Annotated in this window: 12 protein-coding genes; 2 read left to right on the top strand and 10 right to left on the bottom strand. The window is 38.4% G+C overall.

Going from position 1 to position 14663, the window contains the following annotated elements:
* Nucleotides 1-2: 2 nt before the first annotated feature.
* The 4 genes from B155_RS0102865 to B155_RS0102850 all read right to left on the bottom strand — a co-directional run bounded on the left by B155_RS0102865 (nucleotide 3) and on the right by B155_RS0102850 (nucleotide 5085).
* Nucleotides 3-1559 carry a hypothetical protein gene (locus B155_RS0102865; protein ID WP_026167156.1) on the bottom strand — a complete coding sequence of 519 codons (1557 nt, stop codon included), beginning with the start codon at nucleotides 1557-1559 and terminating at the stop codon, nucleotides 3-5.
* Between the two features lie 2 nt (nucleotides 1560-1561).
* The gene (locus B155_RS0102860) at nucleotides 1562-2272 is read right to left on the bottom strand and encodes a ribonuclease H-like domain-containing protein (RefSeq protein WP_018126735.1); all 711 of its coding nucleotides are present in this window, start codon (nucleotides 2270-2272) and stop codon (nucleotides 1562-1564) included.
* A gap of 76 nt (nucleotides 2273-2348) precedes the next feature.
* The gene (locus tag B155_RS0102855; RefSeq protein ID WP_018126734.1) at nucleotides 2349-3899 is read right to left on the bottom strand and encodes a hypothetical protein; all 1551 of its coding nucleotides are present in this window, start codon (nucleotides 3897-3899) and stop codon (nucleotides 2349-2351) included.
* Nucleotides 3900-4086: 187 nt separating this feature from the next.
* Nucleotides 4087-5085: an asparaginase gene (locus B155_RS0102850; RefSeq protein ID WP_018126733.1), complete on the bottom strand. Its 999-nt coding sequence runs from the start codon at nucleotides 5083-5085 to the stop codon at nucleotides 4087-4089.
* Between the two features lie 146 nt (nucleotides 5086-5231).
* Between B155_RS0102850 and B155_RS0102845 the strand changes: the two genes are divergently transcribed.
* Nucleotides 5232-7364 (top strand): elongation factor G, encoded by a 2133-nt coding sequence (locus B155_RS0102845; RefSeq protein ID WP_018126732.1) that lies wholly within the window; start codon nucleotides 5232-5234, stop codon nucleotides 7362-7364.
* A 75-nt stretch (nucleotides 7365-7439) separates the two neighbouring features.
* Here the strand turns inward: B155_RS0102845 and B155_RS0102840 are convergent, their stop codons facing one another.
* The 5 genes from B155_RS0102840 to B155_RS0102820 all read right to left on the bottom strand — a co-directional run bounded on the left by B155_RS0102840 (nucleotide 7440) and on the right by B155_RS0102820 (nucleotide 13265).
* Complete coding sequence (locus B155_RS0102840; RefSeq protein ID WP_018126731.1) at nucleotides 7440-8936, bottom strand: S10 family peptidase; 1497 nt, start codon at nucleotides 8934-8936, stop codon at nucleotides 7440-7442.
* 117 nt (nucleotides 8937-9053) lie between these two features.
* The gene (locus B155_RS0102835; RefSeq protein ID WP_157464711.1) at nucleotides 9054-10469 is read right to left on the bottom strand and encodes an OstA-like protein; all 1416 of its coding nucleotides are present in this window, start codon (nucleotides 10467-10469) and stop codon (nucleotides 9054-9056) included.
* Nucleotides 10466-11020 carry an LPS export ABC transporter periplasmic protein LptC gene (gene lptC, locus B155_RS0102830; protein ID WP_071594792.1) on the bottom strand — a complete coding sequence of 185 codons (555 nt, stop codon included), beginning with the start codon at nucleotides 11018-11020 and terminating at the stop codon, nucleotides 10466-10468. Before lptC ends, B155_RS0102835 begins: the two co-directional genes overlap by 4 nt.
* A complete protein-coding gene (gene upp / locus B155_RS0102825; RefSeq protein ID WP_018126728.1) occupies nucleotides 11007-11633 on the bottom strand; it encodes a uracil phosphoribosyltransferase in 627 nt (208 codons plus the stop codon). The genes lptC and upp overlap by 14 nt, the downstream gene beginning before the upstream one ends.
* A 6-nt stretch (nucleotides 11634-11639) precedes the next feature.
* Nucleotides 11640-13265, bottom strand: coding sequence for an alanine/glycine:cation symporter family protein (locus tag B155_RS0102820; RefSeq protein ID WP_018126727.1), 1626 nt, complete (start codon nucleotides 13263-13265; stop codon nucleotides 11640-11642).
* A gap of 195 nt (nucleotides 13266-13460) precedes the next feature.
* Here B155_RS0102820 and B155_RS0102815 point away from each other — a divergent pair, with 195 nt between their 5' ends.
* A complete protein-coding gene (locus B155_RS0102815; RefSeq protein WP_018126726.1) occupies nucleotides 13461-13754 on the top strand; it encodes an HU family DNA-binding protein in 294 nt (97 codons plus the stop codon).
* Between the two features lie 246 nt (nucleotides 13755-14000).
* Here the strand turns inward: B155_RS0102815 and B155_RS0102810 are convergent, their stop codons facing one another.
* Nucleotides 14001-14654, bottom strand: a complete 654-nt coding sequence (locus B155_RS0102810; protein WP_018126725.1) for a hypothetical protein — start codon at nucleotides 14652-14654, stop codon at nucleotides 14001-14003.
* Nucleotides 14655-14663: the final 9 nt, after the last annotated feature.

The raw sequence follows: 14663 nt of genomic DNA, 5'->3' as shown, positions 1-14663 counted from the left end.
ATTTACTCCTCAATAATACTATCAAGTAGCCTTAGGTCTGCTTTCAAAACATCACTTTCTGCATCGAATGTAAGTCCTTCTAAAACTAGCGTCCGAGCCTTCTGGTAGTCGCTTAATCGGATTTGTTGCATCGCTAGATCATGGTACACTTCAGTAGCGAATGATTTGAGGTATATGTTCTCTGGTTGTATGGATCTGGCCAAGGTTAAATCTGAACGTAGTTTCTCTTCATTAGCTTCTATGCTTTCAACACGAACTAATCCCGCTAGAATAACTTTGACTCGGGCATCATCTATCACAGGATAGCCAGTAGGGTATTGTTGAGTTAAAGAGTCAATCTCTCTCCGAGCAGATTCTAATAACCCAAATTGGGCTAACTTTAATGCATGATTGCTTACCACGGATATATAATAGGTTTCCAATCGCTGATTTTTGGGCGATAATGCTAATGCCAATTCTAAATTTTCTTTTGCAGTAAAGAGATTTCCCCTTAAAGCAGCGTCCTGAGCTTTTGTGGTGTAAACATATATATACAAAGATTGAATAGCTTCTTGAACACGATTTGTTGATTTGTAATGCTCTTCGGCTTCTTTAATGAGGGATAATGCTTCACTAAAAATAGTGTCGGCTCGTAATCCATCTTCAATAGTTTCGCTTAAATGGAATACTGCAGTGTTAGCAATGGAGGTGTCGATGTTTGTAACACTTAAAATCTGATTATGTAAGTCGATTTTTTCTTGAATGGATAAGGATCGATGATCGAAACTCAAATTGAGCTGCTCGATATAGGCTTCGATAATAGGGGCGTGAGGGTATAATGTAATGGCTTTATGAAAGGAGTTAAAAGCTTGCTCTACTTTGTTTTCAACCAAATCGAGTAGCGCAAGATTGTGATAGTGAATGCCTAAAAAATCTTTGTCTGAAATAGGAGCTGAACCACGAACATGCTCCTGATATAATTGTGTAACGGTTTTAGTATTCAGTTCAGAAGGGGGAATTAATTTACTATCTACTAAACGACGTATTACTTCATCCGCATTATCCTTGTAATTGAATCCATTCTGAGGGGCTGTTAGCTCAATGTTATATGATTTACCCTCAGATTTCAGGGTAGCATAAACATGAGAAGGGGATTCAATGACCTCCATATTTAACCCAATGGCACGCCCTAAACTCACATAAAGCGAAGTTGCAGTAACACAATTGTATTCTTGCGTTGTAAATAAGTCTTTTTGCCTTGAGTAAAGGTCGTATTGTTGAAACACTTCATCATGGAGGTATCGAAAAATGGTATTGGCTTTCTTTAAACCACTATCTCTCGATCTTATTTTCTTTTGAATAGCTTGTAGATGTTCCTGGAAAAAAAGGTCTGCTGTTTTTTGCTCAACATCAGATAGATGAACGATGGATTGGTAGAAGGGTAGTGGAGCATTTTCAGTAAAAGCGTCCCAATCACGAAATATCAATTCTTCTTGGGAATTAGAAAACAAAAGCTCTTGCCCCATAACGGGTAGTGTTATGAGTATTGAAGAAAGGAGCAAGAGTGCATATGCTTTCATATCTACCCCATATTCTGAATTTCTTCTAGTTTTGAAAGTGCGCGTTCTTTTAAATTTTCAAATAGGTCTTCAGGAATAAGGCCAATTGTAAATTGATGGTACAACCAAATGATGTATGTACCCATAACATCTTCATAACAGTAATGTTCAATCAGGTCTAGCTCTTTGCGTTCATACATAGCTAGTACTTCATTTCCTTCACCCGTTTGCTTGAATGGAATTCCCACTAGGTGACCCAAGTGTTTGAGTTTAGGCCAAGAGCTTGCGCCATAGTTGCTGAATTCGTCAACAAGATCAACATTGTGCTTACTATATCGATAACGAATGTCGTATTCGTTCATTCTAACCGGCATTTGTAATCCATGCTTCATGGCACGATAAGTGAGTACAGGTAAGTCGAATCCCTTTCCATTATGATGAATAAGCCCAAAGTCTTTATAAGTACCTATGGCATCAAATATTTTAAGTAAGCCTTCTTTTTCGTCCTCGCCATTCCACGACACTTTCTGTTTAGGCTGACCATTATTTTCAATCCATAAACCAACCCATGAAACCACGCGATGATACATTGGAGGGAGGAAGCCTGATTTGTTTCGAGCAAGCTCTTCACTTGCAATTTCTAGAAGGGTCTCGTTATCTGAGTCATAATCGTTTAATACCTTGCGTACGAAGTCAAAATCAGGGATGGTTTCTAAGTCAAATATGAAATACATAATCAATCGTTTATTTAATTGATTATAGCTAAACCATATAAAAAATGCCTCCCCGATTGGGAAGGCATTCTAGGAGCTATCGAATGCTACTCATTATGAGTTTCATCGAAGATTTTGTGTTTGTAGTACGGGTGAGTGATTTCGTTTTAGGTTTCGAAATCTCATAGTTTGTAGGAGCACTACGGCTTCCCTGGTGGTCAATTAAGGTTTCTACGAGTTGAACCTTTTCCATATTACCAAAGTTAAAACACCCAATAGTTTCGGTATTTCCTGATACGGTATATCCGCCAGTTTTTAGATCAATTATCCAAAATCCAGAGTTCCCATTAGGAAGGAAGTTCCATTCAACTTTTAGTTTAGCACCTTTCTTTAATGCAAAAGGGGCATAGAATTTCGAACCGAATTTCACTCTAAACTCATCGCTAAAACAACCAGAAGAACTAATATTGAAAACTGGTTTTTCTAGTTTCAAATTACATTCCGTTTCTTCGCCATTTTCAAAACAAACCGTACTACTAGAGGATGCTTGGTTGAGCTCATTTAATTGAACATAATAATCATCGCTATTCAATACGCTTGAATTGGAATCGTATGCTAATAAGATTCTCGTGAAGAAATCTATAAACAGAGGGTAGCTAGATGGGTTTAAACCTGAATCCTGTTCACTCTTAGCAATTGATTGAATCCATATAGATGAATTTGATACGATAGAATGTTTAGTCCAATCAACAAGTTGATTTCTGAGCGTGTTTGTATGTACAATATTGTTTTTCGCAATAATGGAAGTAGCAATACTGTTTAGCTCAGATTGAGTTGGAATTTTTAATCCCATCGCTAGATAAATTTTAGCTAAGTAATCAGTGAGGATTTTTTCACTTCTAGCTTTCAAAGCTTTATCACCCGCTTTAACTAGAGTTGAGTGAGCTCCATCAGCTATAGTGGCATTCAACTGTTCCTTCTCATTGATGAAATCAAGCGGTTCACCATAGCTTAGTAAGCTATTCTTTACCTCATTAAAAACTAGACTATTCATTTCGATCTCGAAAGGGACTTTAGAGCCATTTACGAGTTCGGCCTCACGTTCTGATATAGTATCAATGTCTATAATTGAATCTATATCAAGGGAAGTGTTAGTCGCTTTATTGGGCTCTATTTGCCTACTCATTGTGTTCAGAATAGCTAGAACTTTTTCATCCTCTAAAAAAGACTGATTGTTTGAGCTTAGTTCTTCAATACGAAGAGTTAATTCATCAAACTTTTCATGAGATTTTATATCGTTTTCTAACACCTGATAAGGAGTCTCTGAAAGCGCATCGTCAAATAAGGTTGCAATAGCGATTGCGGTTTGTTCATAGCCAATTACATAGCTCGTCGAGTTTGAAGATCGCGAAGCTAGTATCGGTTGTTGCTGATCATTCAATACAAGGAGGATATCTGTGAGCTCTGATTTCGGAGCCATAATAATTCCTTGATCAATCGATCTATTGTCATAAAGTGTTGCTACAGAAGCAACATTTTGTATCGTGCTACTATGCACGGATGTGTCGAACTCCACAGATTTCTCTGTTTGATTCAAGTGATTTGGTTCTACTTTCCCTGAAGAACTTACTACTTGTTGACACCCCATTGCACAGATTATTAGTAGGGGGTATATGTATCTATTAACCATTAGAGTTTTTTAATATTAGAACTCTTTAATAAATAATATCGGCTAGTCTTCTCCTTTCCTAAATAGTAAAATTTACTTCATTACATCTGTTTACAAGTCGATAAAAATCTGCTCTTAGGGTGCAAAAAAAGCAGGTGTAAGTGGATTAGTGAGGTGTTAATTCACCCGCTAAATTCTCTTGAAATAATTTTTCTACTTCAGATTTAGAGGTTTCTTGAGCGGTTAGATACATTAGTTTTGTAAGCGCAGCTTCTAAGGTCATGTCTCTTCCTGATACGGCACCGGCTTTAATTGCAGACCTGCCTGCTGGATATTTACTTAGATCAACCGCGTCGAAATCTGCTTGGGATACCATGGCTACTATAACACCTTGATCTCTACATTTTTCAAAGAAGGGCAGTAGATTAAATTCACCTTTCATTGGGAAGTTGCCACTGCCAAATGCTCGAACAATGATGGCGTCTAATTTGGACAAATCAAGGCAATCTAAGTAGGAGGTATTTAATGAAGGGTGTACCGTACACACAAAGATTTTATTTGAGAATTTTGCTCGGTTCTCAAATGGTGGGAGAATCTTTTTAGGTTGTACATTGAGTTGAATATTCAATCCAATTTCAGCAATAGGGGGAATATTAGGGGAACCAAAAGCATCGAAATCACCAATACTAAGTTTAGTAGCTCGGTTGGCTCTATAAACATGGTCATTAAAACAAATAGCGACTTCTTGAATAGGAGTGGTAGCCATTTCAATAGCATTAATGAGATTGCGACGAGCATCACTACGGATGCTACTCATTGGAACTTGACTACCTGTGAAGATGACAGGTTTAGCTAGATTCTGTAAGGCAAATGACAAGGCGGAAGCGGTATAGGCCATAGTATCTGTTCCATGCAGAATCACAAACCCATTATACTTTTCATAATTACTATCTATGCAGTTGGCAAGGTTCACCCAGTGGCTACTGTTTAAATCAGAACTGTCCTCAAAAAATAAGGGGTAGGTATCAATTTGGGCAAGTTCTTCAAGTTCTGGAAATTCTTTATAAAGTAGGTTCGACCACGCCTCAGGATCTAATTCTACTCCATCGCCTTTTGCACTCATAGCGATCGTACCACCCGTTTGAATTAAGAGAATCTTTTTCATCTTGCTTATTTGCTCTAGCCGTTTAATTTAATTAGTCGCAGTAAATACTGCTGTTCTTCAATTTATTGGAAATATAAGTGCAAAAAATGGAAGCACCTCAATCTAGTTAAGAGAATTATAAACCGTTAGCAATCTCAGGAGTAACCATGAAAGTATACGATCCTACTAGAGTAAGAAATGTTGTATTACTTGGGCATGCAGGTTCAGGAAAAACAACGATGGCAGAAACCATGCTTTATGAGGCAGGAGCAATAAATAGGCGTGGTAGTATAGAAGAGAAGAATACCGTCTCTGATTATCATTTCATTGAGAAGGAAAAACAAAAATCGATTTTTTCTTCATTTATGAATTTGGATTGGCGTGGTCATAAAATAAATTTAATAGATACACCTGGAACATCAGATTTTGTAGGGGAAGTGGCCGGCCCCTTAAGGGTTGCTGATACCGCTATTTTTGTACTAAATGCAGAACAAGGAGTAGAGGTTGGAACCGACAATTTATGGAAGTACACACGGCACTATAATGTGCCGTCTTTGTTTGTAGTAAATAAACTAGATAATGAACGCTCCGATTTTTGGGCAACGGTGGAGCAAGCAAAAGAACATTATGGGCGACAAGTTACGGTTGTTCAATTTCCATACAGCGAGGGTAACGACTTCCATGCCATTGTAGATGTACTTCGAATGACGATGTATGAATTTCCAGATGGAGGAGGGAAGCCAGATAAGTTGCCAATCCCTGATTCATTAGAAGCTCAAGCAGCCAAATTACATCAAGAACTGGTTGAAATAGTTGCCGAAAATGATGAGTCGCTCATGGATGTCTATTTCGAGCAAGGTACCTTGGATGAAGAGCAGATGGAGGTTGGTTTACATCAAGCCTTTGTAAGTGGATTGATAAACCCATTATTCTGTAGTTGTGCATCAAAAAATATGGGGACTGGTCGCATCATGGGCTTCATCGATGACATTGCACCAAACCCTCTAGAAGGAAATCCTCCCAAAACAGATCAAGGAGAACCATTTCAACTGCTTCAAAATGGGGAGTCTACCATTTTTCTATTTAAAACTCATTCAGAGTCGCATGTTGGGGACCTCATTTACTTTAAGGTATACAGCGGTTCTGTGAAGCCCGGAATGGACTTAGTAAATGCGAGTACGGGCAATAGTGTGCGTCTTGGAAGTCTATATCTCACTGAAGGGCAAAAGCGAATCGAAGTAAAGGAGCTAAAAACTGGTGATATTGGTGCTGTAGTTAAACTTAAAGAAGGAGAGGTTAACGATACTTTAGTTGTAAAAGGAAAGGAAGTTAAGCTTGAAGAAATCGTGTTTCCTTCAACCATTATTAGAACAGCAGTAAAACTAAAAAATGATGGTGATGAAGATAAATTAGGTACAGCTCTCCATCAGATTCACCGAGAAGATCCATCCATAATTATAGAACACAGCCAAGAGCTCAAACAGATTATTATTCATGGGCAAGGGGTTGAACATCTTGGTGTGATCGAGCATGAGTTACAAAATCGATATAAGCTCGATGTTGAGTTCTATTCACCCAGAATACCCTACAGAGAAACACTCACTTCATCGGTAGTTTCAAAGTATAAGCATAAAAAGCAATCGGGAGGGGCAGGGCAATTTGCTGAAGTCGAAATGCTGATAGAACCCTATGAAGAAGGCATGGTAGATCCTAAAGATTTGAAAGTCCGAAATTCAGAAACCCATGATTTACCTTGGGGTGGTAAACTCGTATTCAATAATTGTATAGTAGGCGGGGTAATTGACAACCGATTTATGCCAGCTATTTTGAAGGGCATTATGGAGAAAATGGAGAATGGCCCGTTAAGTGGTTGCTGTGTGCGAGACGTGCGTGTTTCTGTATTTGATGGATCGATGCATTCAGTAGATAGTAACGAAGCGGCATTTAAAACGGCTGCACGCATGGCTTTCAGAGATGGGTTCTTAAAAGCTAATCCACAGTTAATGGAGCCTATTTATAACGTTGAAGTAATTGTGCCAGCCAACTATATGGGAGATGTTCTAGGCGATTTAGGTACTCGCAGAGGCCAAATTCAAGGTATGGAGAATGAAGGGGGGAGCTTACAGAAAATCAAAGCTCAAGTACCCCTAGAGGAACTCGATAGATACGCAACTTCCTTGAAATCCATAACACAAGGTAGTGCCACGTATCGAAGAAGTTTTTCACATTACGCCTCGGCACCTTATGATATCCAAGAACGTGTTATGAAAGAAACGAGTGCGCTTGAAGAAGTAAGCTAAAAATAAAAGCCCCTATCAGGGTTCAACCTCGTTGATCCGATAGGGGCGTTTCTCACTAAAATAAAATGGTAAGATTTAGTACTTCGCTGGAGTGCCTGCTGGTGGAATTGAGTTTTTAATAAACTCACGAATGTCATCATTCGCATTTTTAAGATCTTCAGCACGTAAGTACATCATATGACCACTTCGGTAGCCTTTAAATGATAAACGATCTTTCATCTTTCCGCTTGGGTCAATTTGCCACATCGTATATTTTGCATCGAAATACTTCGTTGCTCCATCATAGTAACCCGATTGAGTTAGTACATGTAGATATGGGTTTTGAGCCATTGCTTGGCGAAGGTTTTCACCCGTGTTGTTATTACTTCTATCCCATGGATGAACTGGCCCAAACATATTGTACTTGATGTCGGTGTTCCAATTCAGCTCATTCTGGAAATAGTAGTTGATAGCAGGAGTAAAAGAATGCAACCATGAAGTTAACTCAGAGTTGAAATCGGGGCTGTCACCACCATCCGTACGATCAATACCTTTATAGCGCGAATCTAGTCGACCTACAGTATAGCCTTCTTCACGTAGTAGTTCTTTCCAATAGAATGAGGTTGGAACATCTAAGTTGTACTGCAAAATTGCTTTTTTAGAGATCCCAGATAGACGAGCCATCTCAGTAGCTGCTTGGTCTCTTTCGCTATCACTTACAAAACCACCTTTTGCGATAATAGGCATTAATGTTTCCAGAGAATATTTTTCTGAAATTTCGAGTACTTCATCTAAATCTTTCGATTGTAAGTCGCTTGGTAGCTTGTTGTGATACCATGCCGCAGCCGTGAAATATGGAACTCTTAGAGCAGCTCCTAATGGACCTTCACGTCTTCCTGCACCAGAATGAATCCCTAACTCTGTAGGTGATACAAGGATCACACCGTTTAAGTACATCCATTGGCTGTTTTGAAGCGAATTAGCTAAGCCAGAAACTCTTGTAGTACCATAGCTTTCACCAATTAAGTATTTCGGTGATCTCCATCTATTTACTCTATGAACAAATGCATTAATCCATTTTGATAAGTATGCAATATCTTGATTTACACCAAAGAACTGTCGACGATCTGCTTCTGGGTCAAGAATTCTTGAATAGCCAGTATTTACTGGGTTCACAAAAACGATATCAGCTACATCTAGAATTGAGTGTGGATTGTCTTTTACACCATATGGTTGAATAGGATATCCTTCATCATCAATTTTTAAAATCTTAGGTCCGGTATAGGCAAGGTGCATCCAAACAGATGCAGATCCTGGTCCACCATTGAATGATATAACTAAAGGACGCATGGTGTCGTCTTTAATATCAGTGCGCTTATAATAAGTGTAGAATAAAGCAGCTATAGGATTACCATTGTCATCCCAAACTGGTTGTGTGCCGGTAGTAGCAGAGTAAGGAATTTTCTTTCCTTTAATAGACACTTCGTGATTGGTAACCACGGTAGAATCTGCTGGTAATGTAACTTGCTGAGCAATGCCTGATACACTGAATATCAACATCAGCAAAAAACTAATCGATAGAAGTTTCTTCATAGTATGTTTTGTTTTCAATTGGTGATTTAAAATAATGCTGGAGTTTTAAGAATGAAGTAAAAATATATAAACCTCATTCATTGCTCAAATTGCTTTAAGTAGTTGAGCTATTTGAATTTATTGACGCTCAACATTTGTGCGATTTACAAATCGGAGCGGTAATTCAAAGGGGCGGTCAGCAGATATGGGTGGGAGTTGAGGAAGAGGTTCACGTATAGGCTTTATTGGGCGAAGTTCTGGGGTCCAAATGAAGCCCGCTAACTTACGTTCACTTAACTCTGTGTATTCTGGTAAGAATAATCCTTGGTTCTGTCCCATCCATGCACGCACTAACTCCCCTTTATCAAAATAGAGTATGGTTTTTGGAGAGCTACTTTCAACGGCACCATCGGGTTCATTGGCGTCGTTTTTGGTATGATATAAAAGCTCGCTATTTGGATAGATATCAATTTTTGAAATATCACCATCAGTAAAGTAGGCGCTTAATGTATCGCCTTTGATTTGATTCAATCTTCCAGTAACGGTGTCTTCTTGAACTGCAAATGGGGAAGGGTAAGAGGTGAGGTTCTCGACATTGTTATCCTTTAATTGAACAGAGATAAATGGCCCAGATAATTGAATGTTTTTATGCCAAGCTTTGGGATCCCCATAAAGTCGAAAGAGTTCAGTAGTAGAATTATACTTTAGAGTATCTGAAAGGGAGGAAAATTTGGAACTCCACACTCGCACATTACCCATAGCATCAATAAAGCTGGTAGTGTCTTGTTTAGTGAGCTCAATTTCATCACCGAAAATATGAGTTGTATCAGCCTCAGTTGTGGTAGAATCGGTTACTATTCTTCGTAAGTATGCATCATCACTTAAATATCGTCTGCCGGTAGAATCAGCCTCTAAATAGTGCCCCGTTAGCAAAGCATTATTTGTACTGTCGATTACAATAAGATTATCAAATAGGCGAAGAAATTTTGTCTCACGATTGATGAATAAACTATCCCCTTCAACATATTGTGCAGAATCGGCGAGTTGGACATTACCTCGAAACTCAGCACTATCACTATTTTGGTAGTATATCCCTGAATCAGCAACTAAAATGCCGTCGGTATCTTCGAGTCTAATCTCATCTAAAAAGTGACCTACTTTAGTGGCAAAATTATAATCTACGCTCTTCCCAAAAAGCAGCGTACTATCTTGTTCAATAATAACCCTGCCGCGAAGTTTACTGAGTTCAAGGATGTTGTAATAGATTAAAGTGTCAGCCCAAATACGCTCAGTGGGTGTGTCAATTTGGATATTCCCAAATGCATGCACTTCATCTTTATCCAAGAATTGCCATGCACTATCACTCATAAACCGGAAATCACCTGAGCTTAAAACAGCATCATATAATTTTCGTACTCGTTCACCATCCACGGTAGTGTTGTTTACTATTTCGGCTTTTTCGATAGTAACTTTTGTTTGCCCAAAAGAAGGAGCCGATAACATAAAGCACCATAAAATGATAAAGAGCGCTATGGAAGGCTTAATTCTAATCAATTGAATTGGGTTTTACCTGTTACTTTTTTCAAAGTATACTCAGTTAAAGTGGTGGTACCTTCAAAACCTGTGGCTGCTATACTATCGGTTTCTGTGATAATTAACACATAGCCAGGAGTGGTAACTTTATCCCCATTTCGGTTCCAGAGCAGGTGGTCTGCAAATAGCTGTTTTCCATTTCTAGAAAAGACTTTAACATTTTCGAATAGTTCAAATTCGGCTTCTTTTGGTATATAAAGAGCACTATCTGCGAATACTTCTGTACTTAAAGTGTCGGCTTCAAATACTTGAATTTGTACGGGTCCACTTAATTGAGTGCGTTTTTCATCATCATAACGAATGGTAACAGCTTTAGAACTTTTTAGTGATAGTTTCCTAAAGCCATCCTCCATGATTTCCATATTTAGATTCCATGTGGTTGAGCTTGTGACTAATGAATCGGATAGTGCTTCTTGAATACGTTCGTTGTCGTATTCGCTTAACTCATTACATGAACATAGTATGAGTATGAAAAAAACAAAGTGTAAGGGATATGACTTAAGAGGTCCCAAAGTATCGGTCTCCTGCGTCACCTAATCCAGGAATAATGTACGCCTGATCATTTAGTTTCTCATCAATAGCAGCGGTAATAATGGGTACATCAGGATGATCATTTTGCATCCTTTCTACACCTTCAGGTGCAGCTATTAGAGATACGAAACGAATATTTTCAGCTCCAGATTCTTTCAAAAAATTAATAGCATGGCTAGCACTACCGCCAGTAGCTAACATAGGGTCTACCACTAAATTGTATCCTTTTTTAATACCGCTAGGAAGATTGTCGTAGTAGTTTACAGGTTCGTGAGTGGTTTCATCACGGTAAACACCAACATGCCCAACTTTGGCTTCAGGAATAAAATCAATGATGCCATCTACTAAGGAAAGTCCCGCTCGGAGAATAGGAACAACTATAACCTCAGAGGCTGTTTGGTAGCCTTTGGTTGATTGAATAGGGGTCTCAACCGTTGTTTCCTTTAAAGGAAGCTCACTTAAGGCATGGTAAGCTAAGATGTTACCGATGTGAGCCATTGCACGTCTAAAAGAAGCCGTATTGGTAGTTTTATCCCTTAATACTGTTAAATATAAATGTACTATAGGGTGATCAACTACCAATACGTTCTTCATAATCTTTTACTCTGCTTTGTAATTCTTCATTTTTTCGAAATACGTTTTTGTAGCCATTGCAACTGTACCAGATAGTGCAAATAGTGCAATGATATTAGGGAATGTCATTAATCCCAGTGCAATATCACCAATGGCCCAAACGGTCTCAAGTGTAAGAACAGCACCAATAAAATGCATCACTAAATAAACGAATTTGTAGTAAAGTATCGACTTATCACCAGCTAAATATTGAATAGAACGGTCACCATAGTAACTCCAACTAATAGCCGTTGAAATACCGAATAAAATCACACAGATAGTTACGATAAATCGGCCACCAGCGAATGGCAATCCTTTCTCAAAAGCGAGAGCAGTTAATGGCGCTCCATTCTCAATAATAGAAGAATATAGCTCAGCTACAGGTTCGCCTTGAGCATTTTTAGCCACATAGGTTTGGCCTTCTAATTGAATTGAACCAGTAAAGGTTTCAGTTCTTGCATCGTTAGCATAGAATGTGCCTGTAGGATGGTCATTTCTGATTACTTGACCATTTGTTGGCTCACCATCTACAATTAGTAGGGAGTTGCCGTTTTCAATTTCGTAGGTGTTTTCTGTACTAGAAGGGAGGAAGGTCATATCATGCTTTTGCTCCCAAACACCGGTTGATACAATCACTAAACCAGTCATTGTACAAACTACGAGTGTATCAATAAATGGCTCTAATAATGCCACAACACCTTCACGTACAGGTTCTTTAGTTTTCGCTGCACCGTGAGCAATAGGCGCTGAACCTTGTCCAGCTTCGTTAGAGAATAAACCTCTTTTGATACCCCATACTAAAGTTGTTAAGAAAACACCCGATCCAACACCAAATAATCCTGCTTCAGGAGTGAATGCATACTTTAAGATCGTTCCAAATGCAGGCCCAACTTCGCTAGCATTAACTAATAGAATAATAAGTGCGCCTAATACATAGATGATGGCCATAACGGGCATTAAGCTCGCTGTTACTTTACCGATTCTCTTAATACCACCAATAATTACAACACCAACAATAGATGCTGTTACTAAACCAGTAATCCAACCTGGTACTAAGAAAGTACTTCTCATAGTATCAGCTACCGTGTTCGCTTGAACAGCATTACCTGTTAAGAACGAACAAATTACCGCCATAGCTGCGAAAAATACTGCCAACCATTTCCAGTTTTCACCAAGACCTTTCTCGATGTAATACATTGGTCCACCAGATACGGAACCATCATCGTTTACTTTTCTGTATTTAACAGCCAGTGTACACTCTGTATATTTAATGGCCATACCAAAAAATGCAGTTACCCACATCCAGAATAATGCACCCGGCCCACCATAGTGAATGGCAATGGCAACACCGGCAATATTACCAATTCCCACGGTTGCTGAGAGCGCGGTTGTTAAGGCTTGGAAGTGATTTACATCTCCGACTGCATCAGGATGATCAAACTTTCCCATTACGGAAAGTACACCATGACCAAATTTTCTTACTTGAATAAAGCCTAATCGTAAAGTTATAAAAATCCCGAAACTAAGTAGTACAACGACCATAAATGGAAAATTGGAAGGAGTACTCCATACCAGGTCGTTTAAAGTGTTAACAATGCTTTCAAATAATTCCATGCAATCGTAGTTGTTAAGTTATTAGCTAAAATTTGACCCATGAAAGTAAAAAAGATTTGGCAATAAATAAGACCAACATTTTTTCTTTAGCCAGATAATGAACTTTTTTACAAAGAAATGAACGATTTACGCTAAGCAATGTTTTTTGAGAAGCTTAATTATTAGTATTTTTAGCCCGAATAAAAGGAAACAGATATGACCAAAGCAGACATCGTAGATATTATATCATCATCAGTTGGATTAACGAAAGTTGAAACTGAGGCCGTTGTGAATGGTTTCATGGAAACTGTAATTGATGCAATGAAGAGAGGAGAGACTATTGAGCTACGCGGTTTCGGTAGTTTTAAAGTTGTGAAAAGAGCTCAGAGAGTAGCTAGAAACCCAAAAACAAACGAAGAAGTCATTGTACCAGAACAGTATGCTCCGGTACTTAAAATGTCTAAGGATTTTAAAGAAGCTGTAAACAATAGTATGTCAATTGAAAATTGATTTAGAAAAGCTTTGAAAAGTTCTTATTTTTGATGCTATTCGAAAAAAGAAACAACAATCAGTAACTTTCGGTGATAATTTATGCCAAGCGGTAAAAAAAGAAAGCGCGCTAAAATTGCAAAGCATAAGCGTAAAAAGCGCCTGAGAAAAAACAGGCATAAGAAGAAAAAATAGTTTTTCAGGCTTCGGTAGCATATCGAGGCCTTTTTTGTATCTGAGAGTTTTGCACTCTCAGATATGAATTTCTTACGCAGCTACAGACTTATCAAGGATATCGTTAGATAGGGTAATTACTTTGTTAGCTTTTACTAGTAAGTCTTGTAATCGACGCCCTACAAATTGATTTACCTCATTCAGACTTTTAGGTGAGGTTATTTGATATTGGAAATAGGAGATAAGGTTAATGGCAGATAAGTACTTCCCATTTTCATCGCCTTCAATTTCTACGTGCCAGCGAGTTATGATATCATCTTTAGCGAGTAAATTATTTACTTGCTTGCTGATATTCTCCATCCAAAGGCTGGCTCTCTCAACGCGGTAATTACCATGTAGATCGGGGAGAGTGGGTTGGCAGCTTTCATCATCAAACAACCATGTCATCTCAACATCTATTGAAGGTATAATCTCATTATCCTTGAGATGCTCAACTTTTAAAATTGGATGGGATTCCATCCCTTTTATTTGTTTAGCTAAACTATATTCTCTGAAGCTATCCCAATCAAAGTTGATAGCTAAAGATTTCATAAAAGAAGAAAAATTCGAAAGTTCAATTTCTAACTCTAATCCCGTAGCGTTTATCTTGTTATTTTCCCAAGTTCTAAATTTGTCGGTAAAGACGCCTCTCAGTTCTAAATTAGAATCAACCGTTTTAACGATTGAGTTAAATATTGGGTAGTGCATTGTTACCTC

Source organism: Balneola vulgaris DSM 17893, from assembly GCF_000375465.1.
GTDB classification, from domain to species: domain Bacteria; phylum Bacteroidota; class Rhodothermia; order Balneolales; family Balneolaceae; genus Balneola; species Balneola vulgaris.
This window is presented reverse-complemented; position numbering and strand designations above follow the sequence as displayed.

What these genes read in the sequence shown, in the direction of transcription:
- B155_RS0102810 (WP_018126725.1), bottom strand. Translation starts at nt 14,654, where the DNA reads ATGCACTACCCAATATTTAACTCAATCGTTAAAACGGTTGATTCTAAT.
- upp (WP_018126728.1), bottom strand. Translation starts at nt 11,633, where the DNA reads ATGAAGAACGTATTGGTAGTTGATCACCCTATAGTACATTTATATTTA.
- B155_RS0102845 (WP_018126732.1), top strand. Translation starts at nt 5,232, where the DNA reads ATGAAAGTATACGATCCTACTAGAGTAAGAAATGTTGTATTACTTGGG.
- B155_RS0102815 (WP_018126726.1), top strand. Translation starts at nt 13,461, where the DNA reads ATGACCAAAGCAGACATCGTAGATATTATATCATCATCAGTTGGATTA.
- B155_RS0102850 (WP_018126733.1), bottom strand. Translation starts at nt 5,085, where the DNA reads ATGAAAAAGATTCTCTTAATTCAAACGGGTGGTACGATCGCTATGAGT.
- B155_RS0102865 (WP_026167156.1), bottom strand. Translation starts at nt 1,559, where the DNA reads ATGAAAGCATATGCACTCTTGCTCCTTTCTTCAATACTCATAACACTA.
- B155_RS0102840 (WP_018126731.1), bottom strand. Translation starts at nt 8,936, where the DNA reads ATGAAGAAACTTCTATCGATTAGTTTTTTGCTGATGTTGATATTCAGT.
- B155_RS0102820 (WP_018126727.1), bottom strand. Translation starts at nt 13,265, where the DNA reads ATGGAATTATTTGAAAGCATTGTTAACACTTTAAACGACCTGGTATGG.
- B155_RS0102855 (WP_018126734.1), bottom strand. Translation starts at nt 3,899, where the DNA reads ATGGGGTGTCAACAAGTAGTAAGTTCTTCAGGGAAAGTAGAACCAAAT.
- B155_RS0102860 (WP_018126735.1), bottom strand. Translation starts at nt 2,272, where the DNA reads ATGTATTTCATATTTGACTTAGAAACCATCCCTGATTTTGACTTCGTA.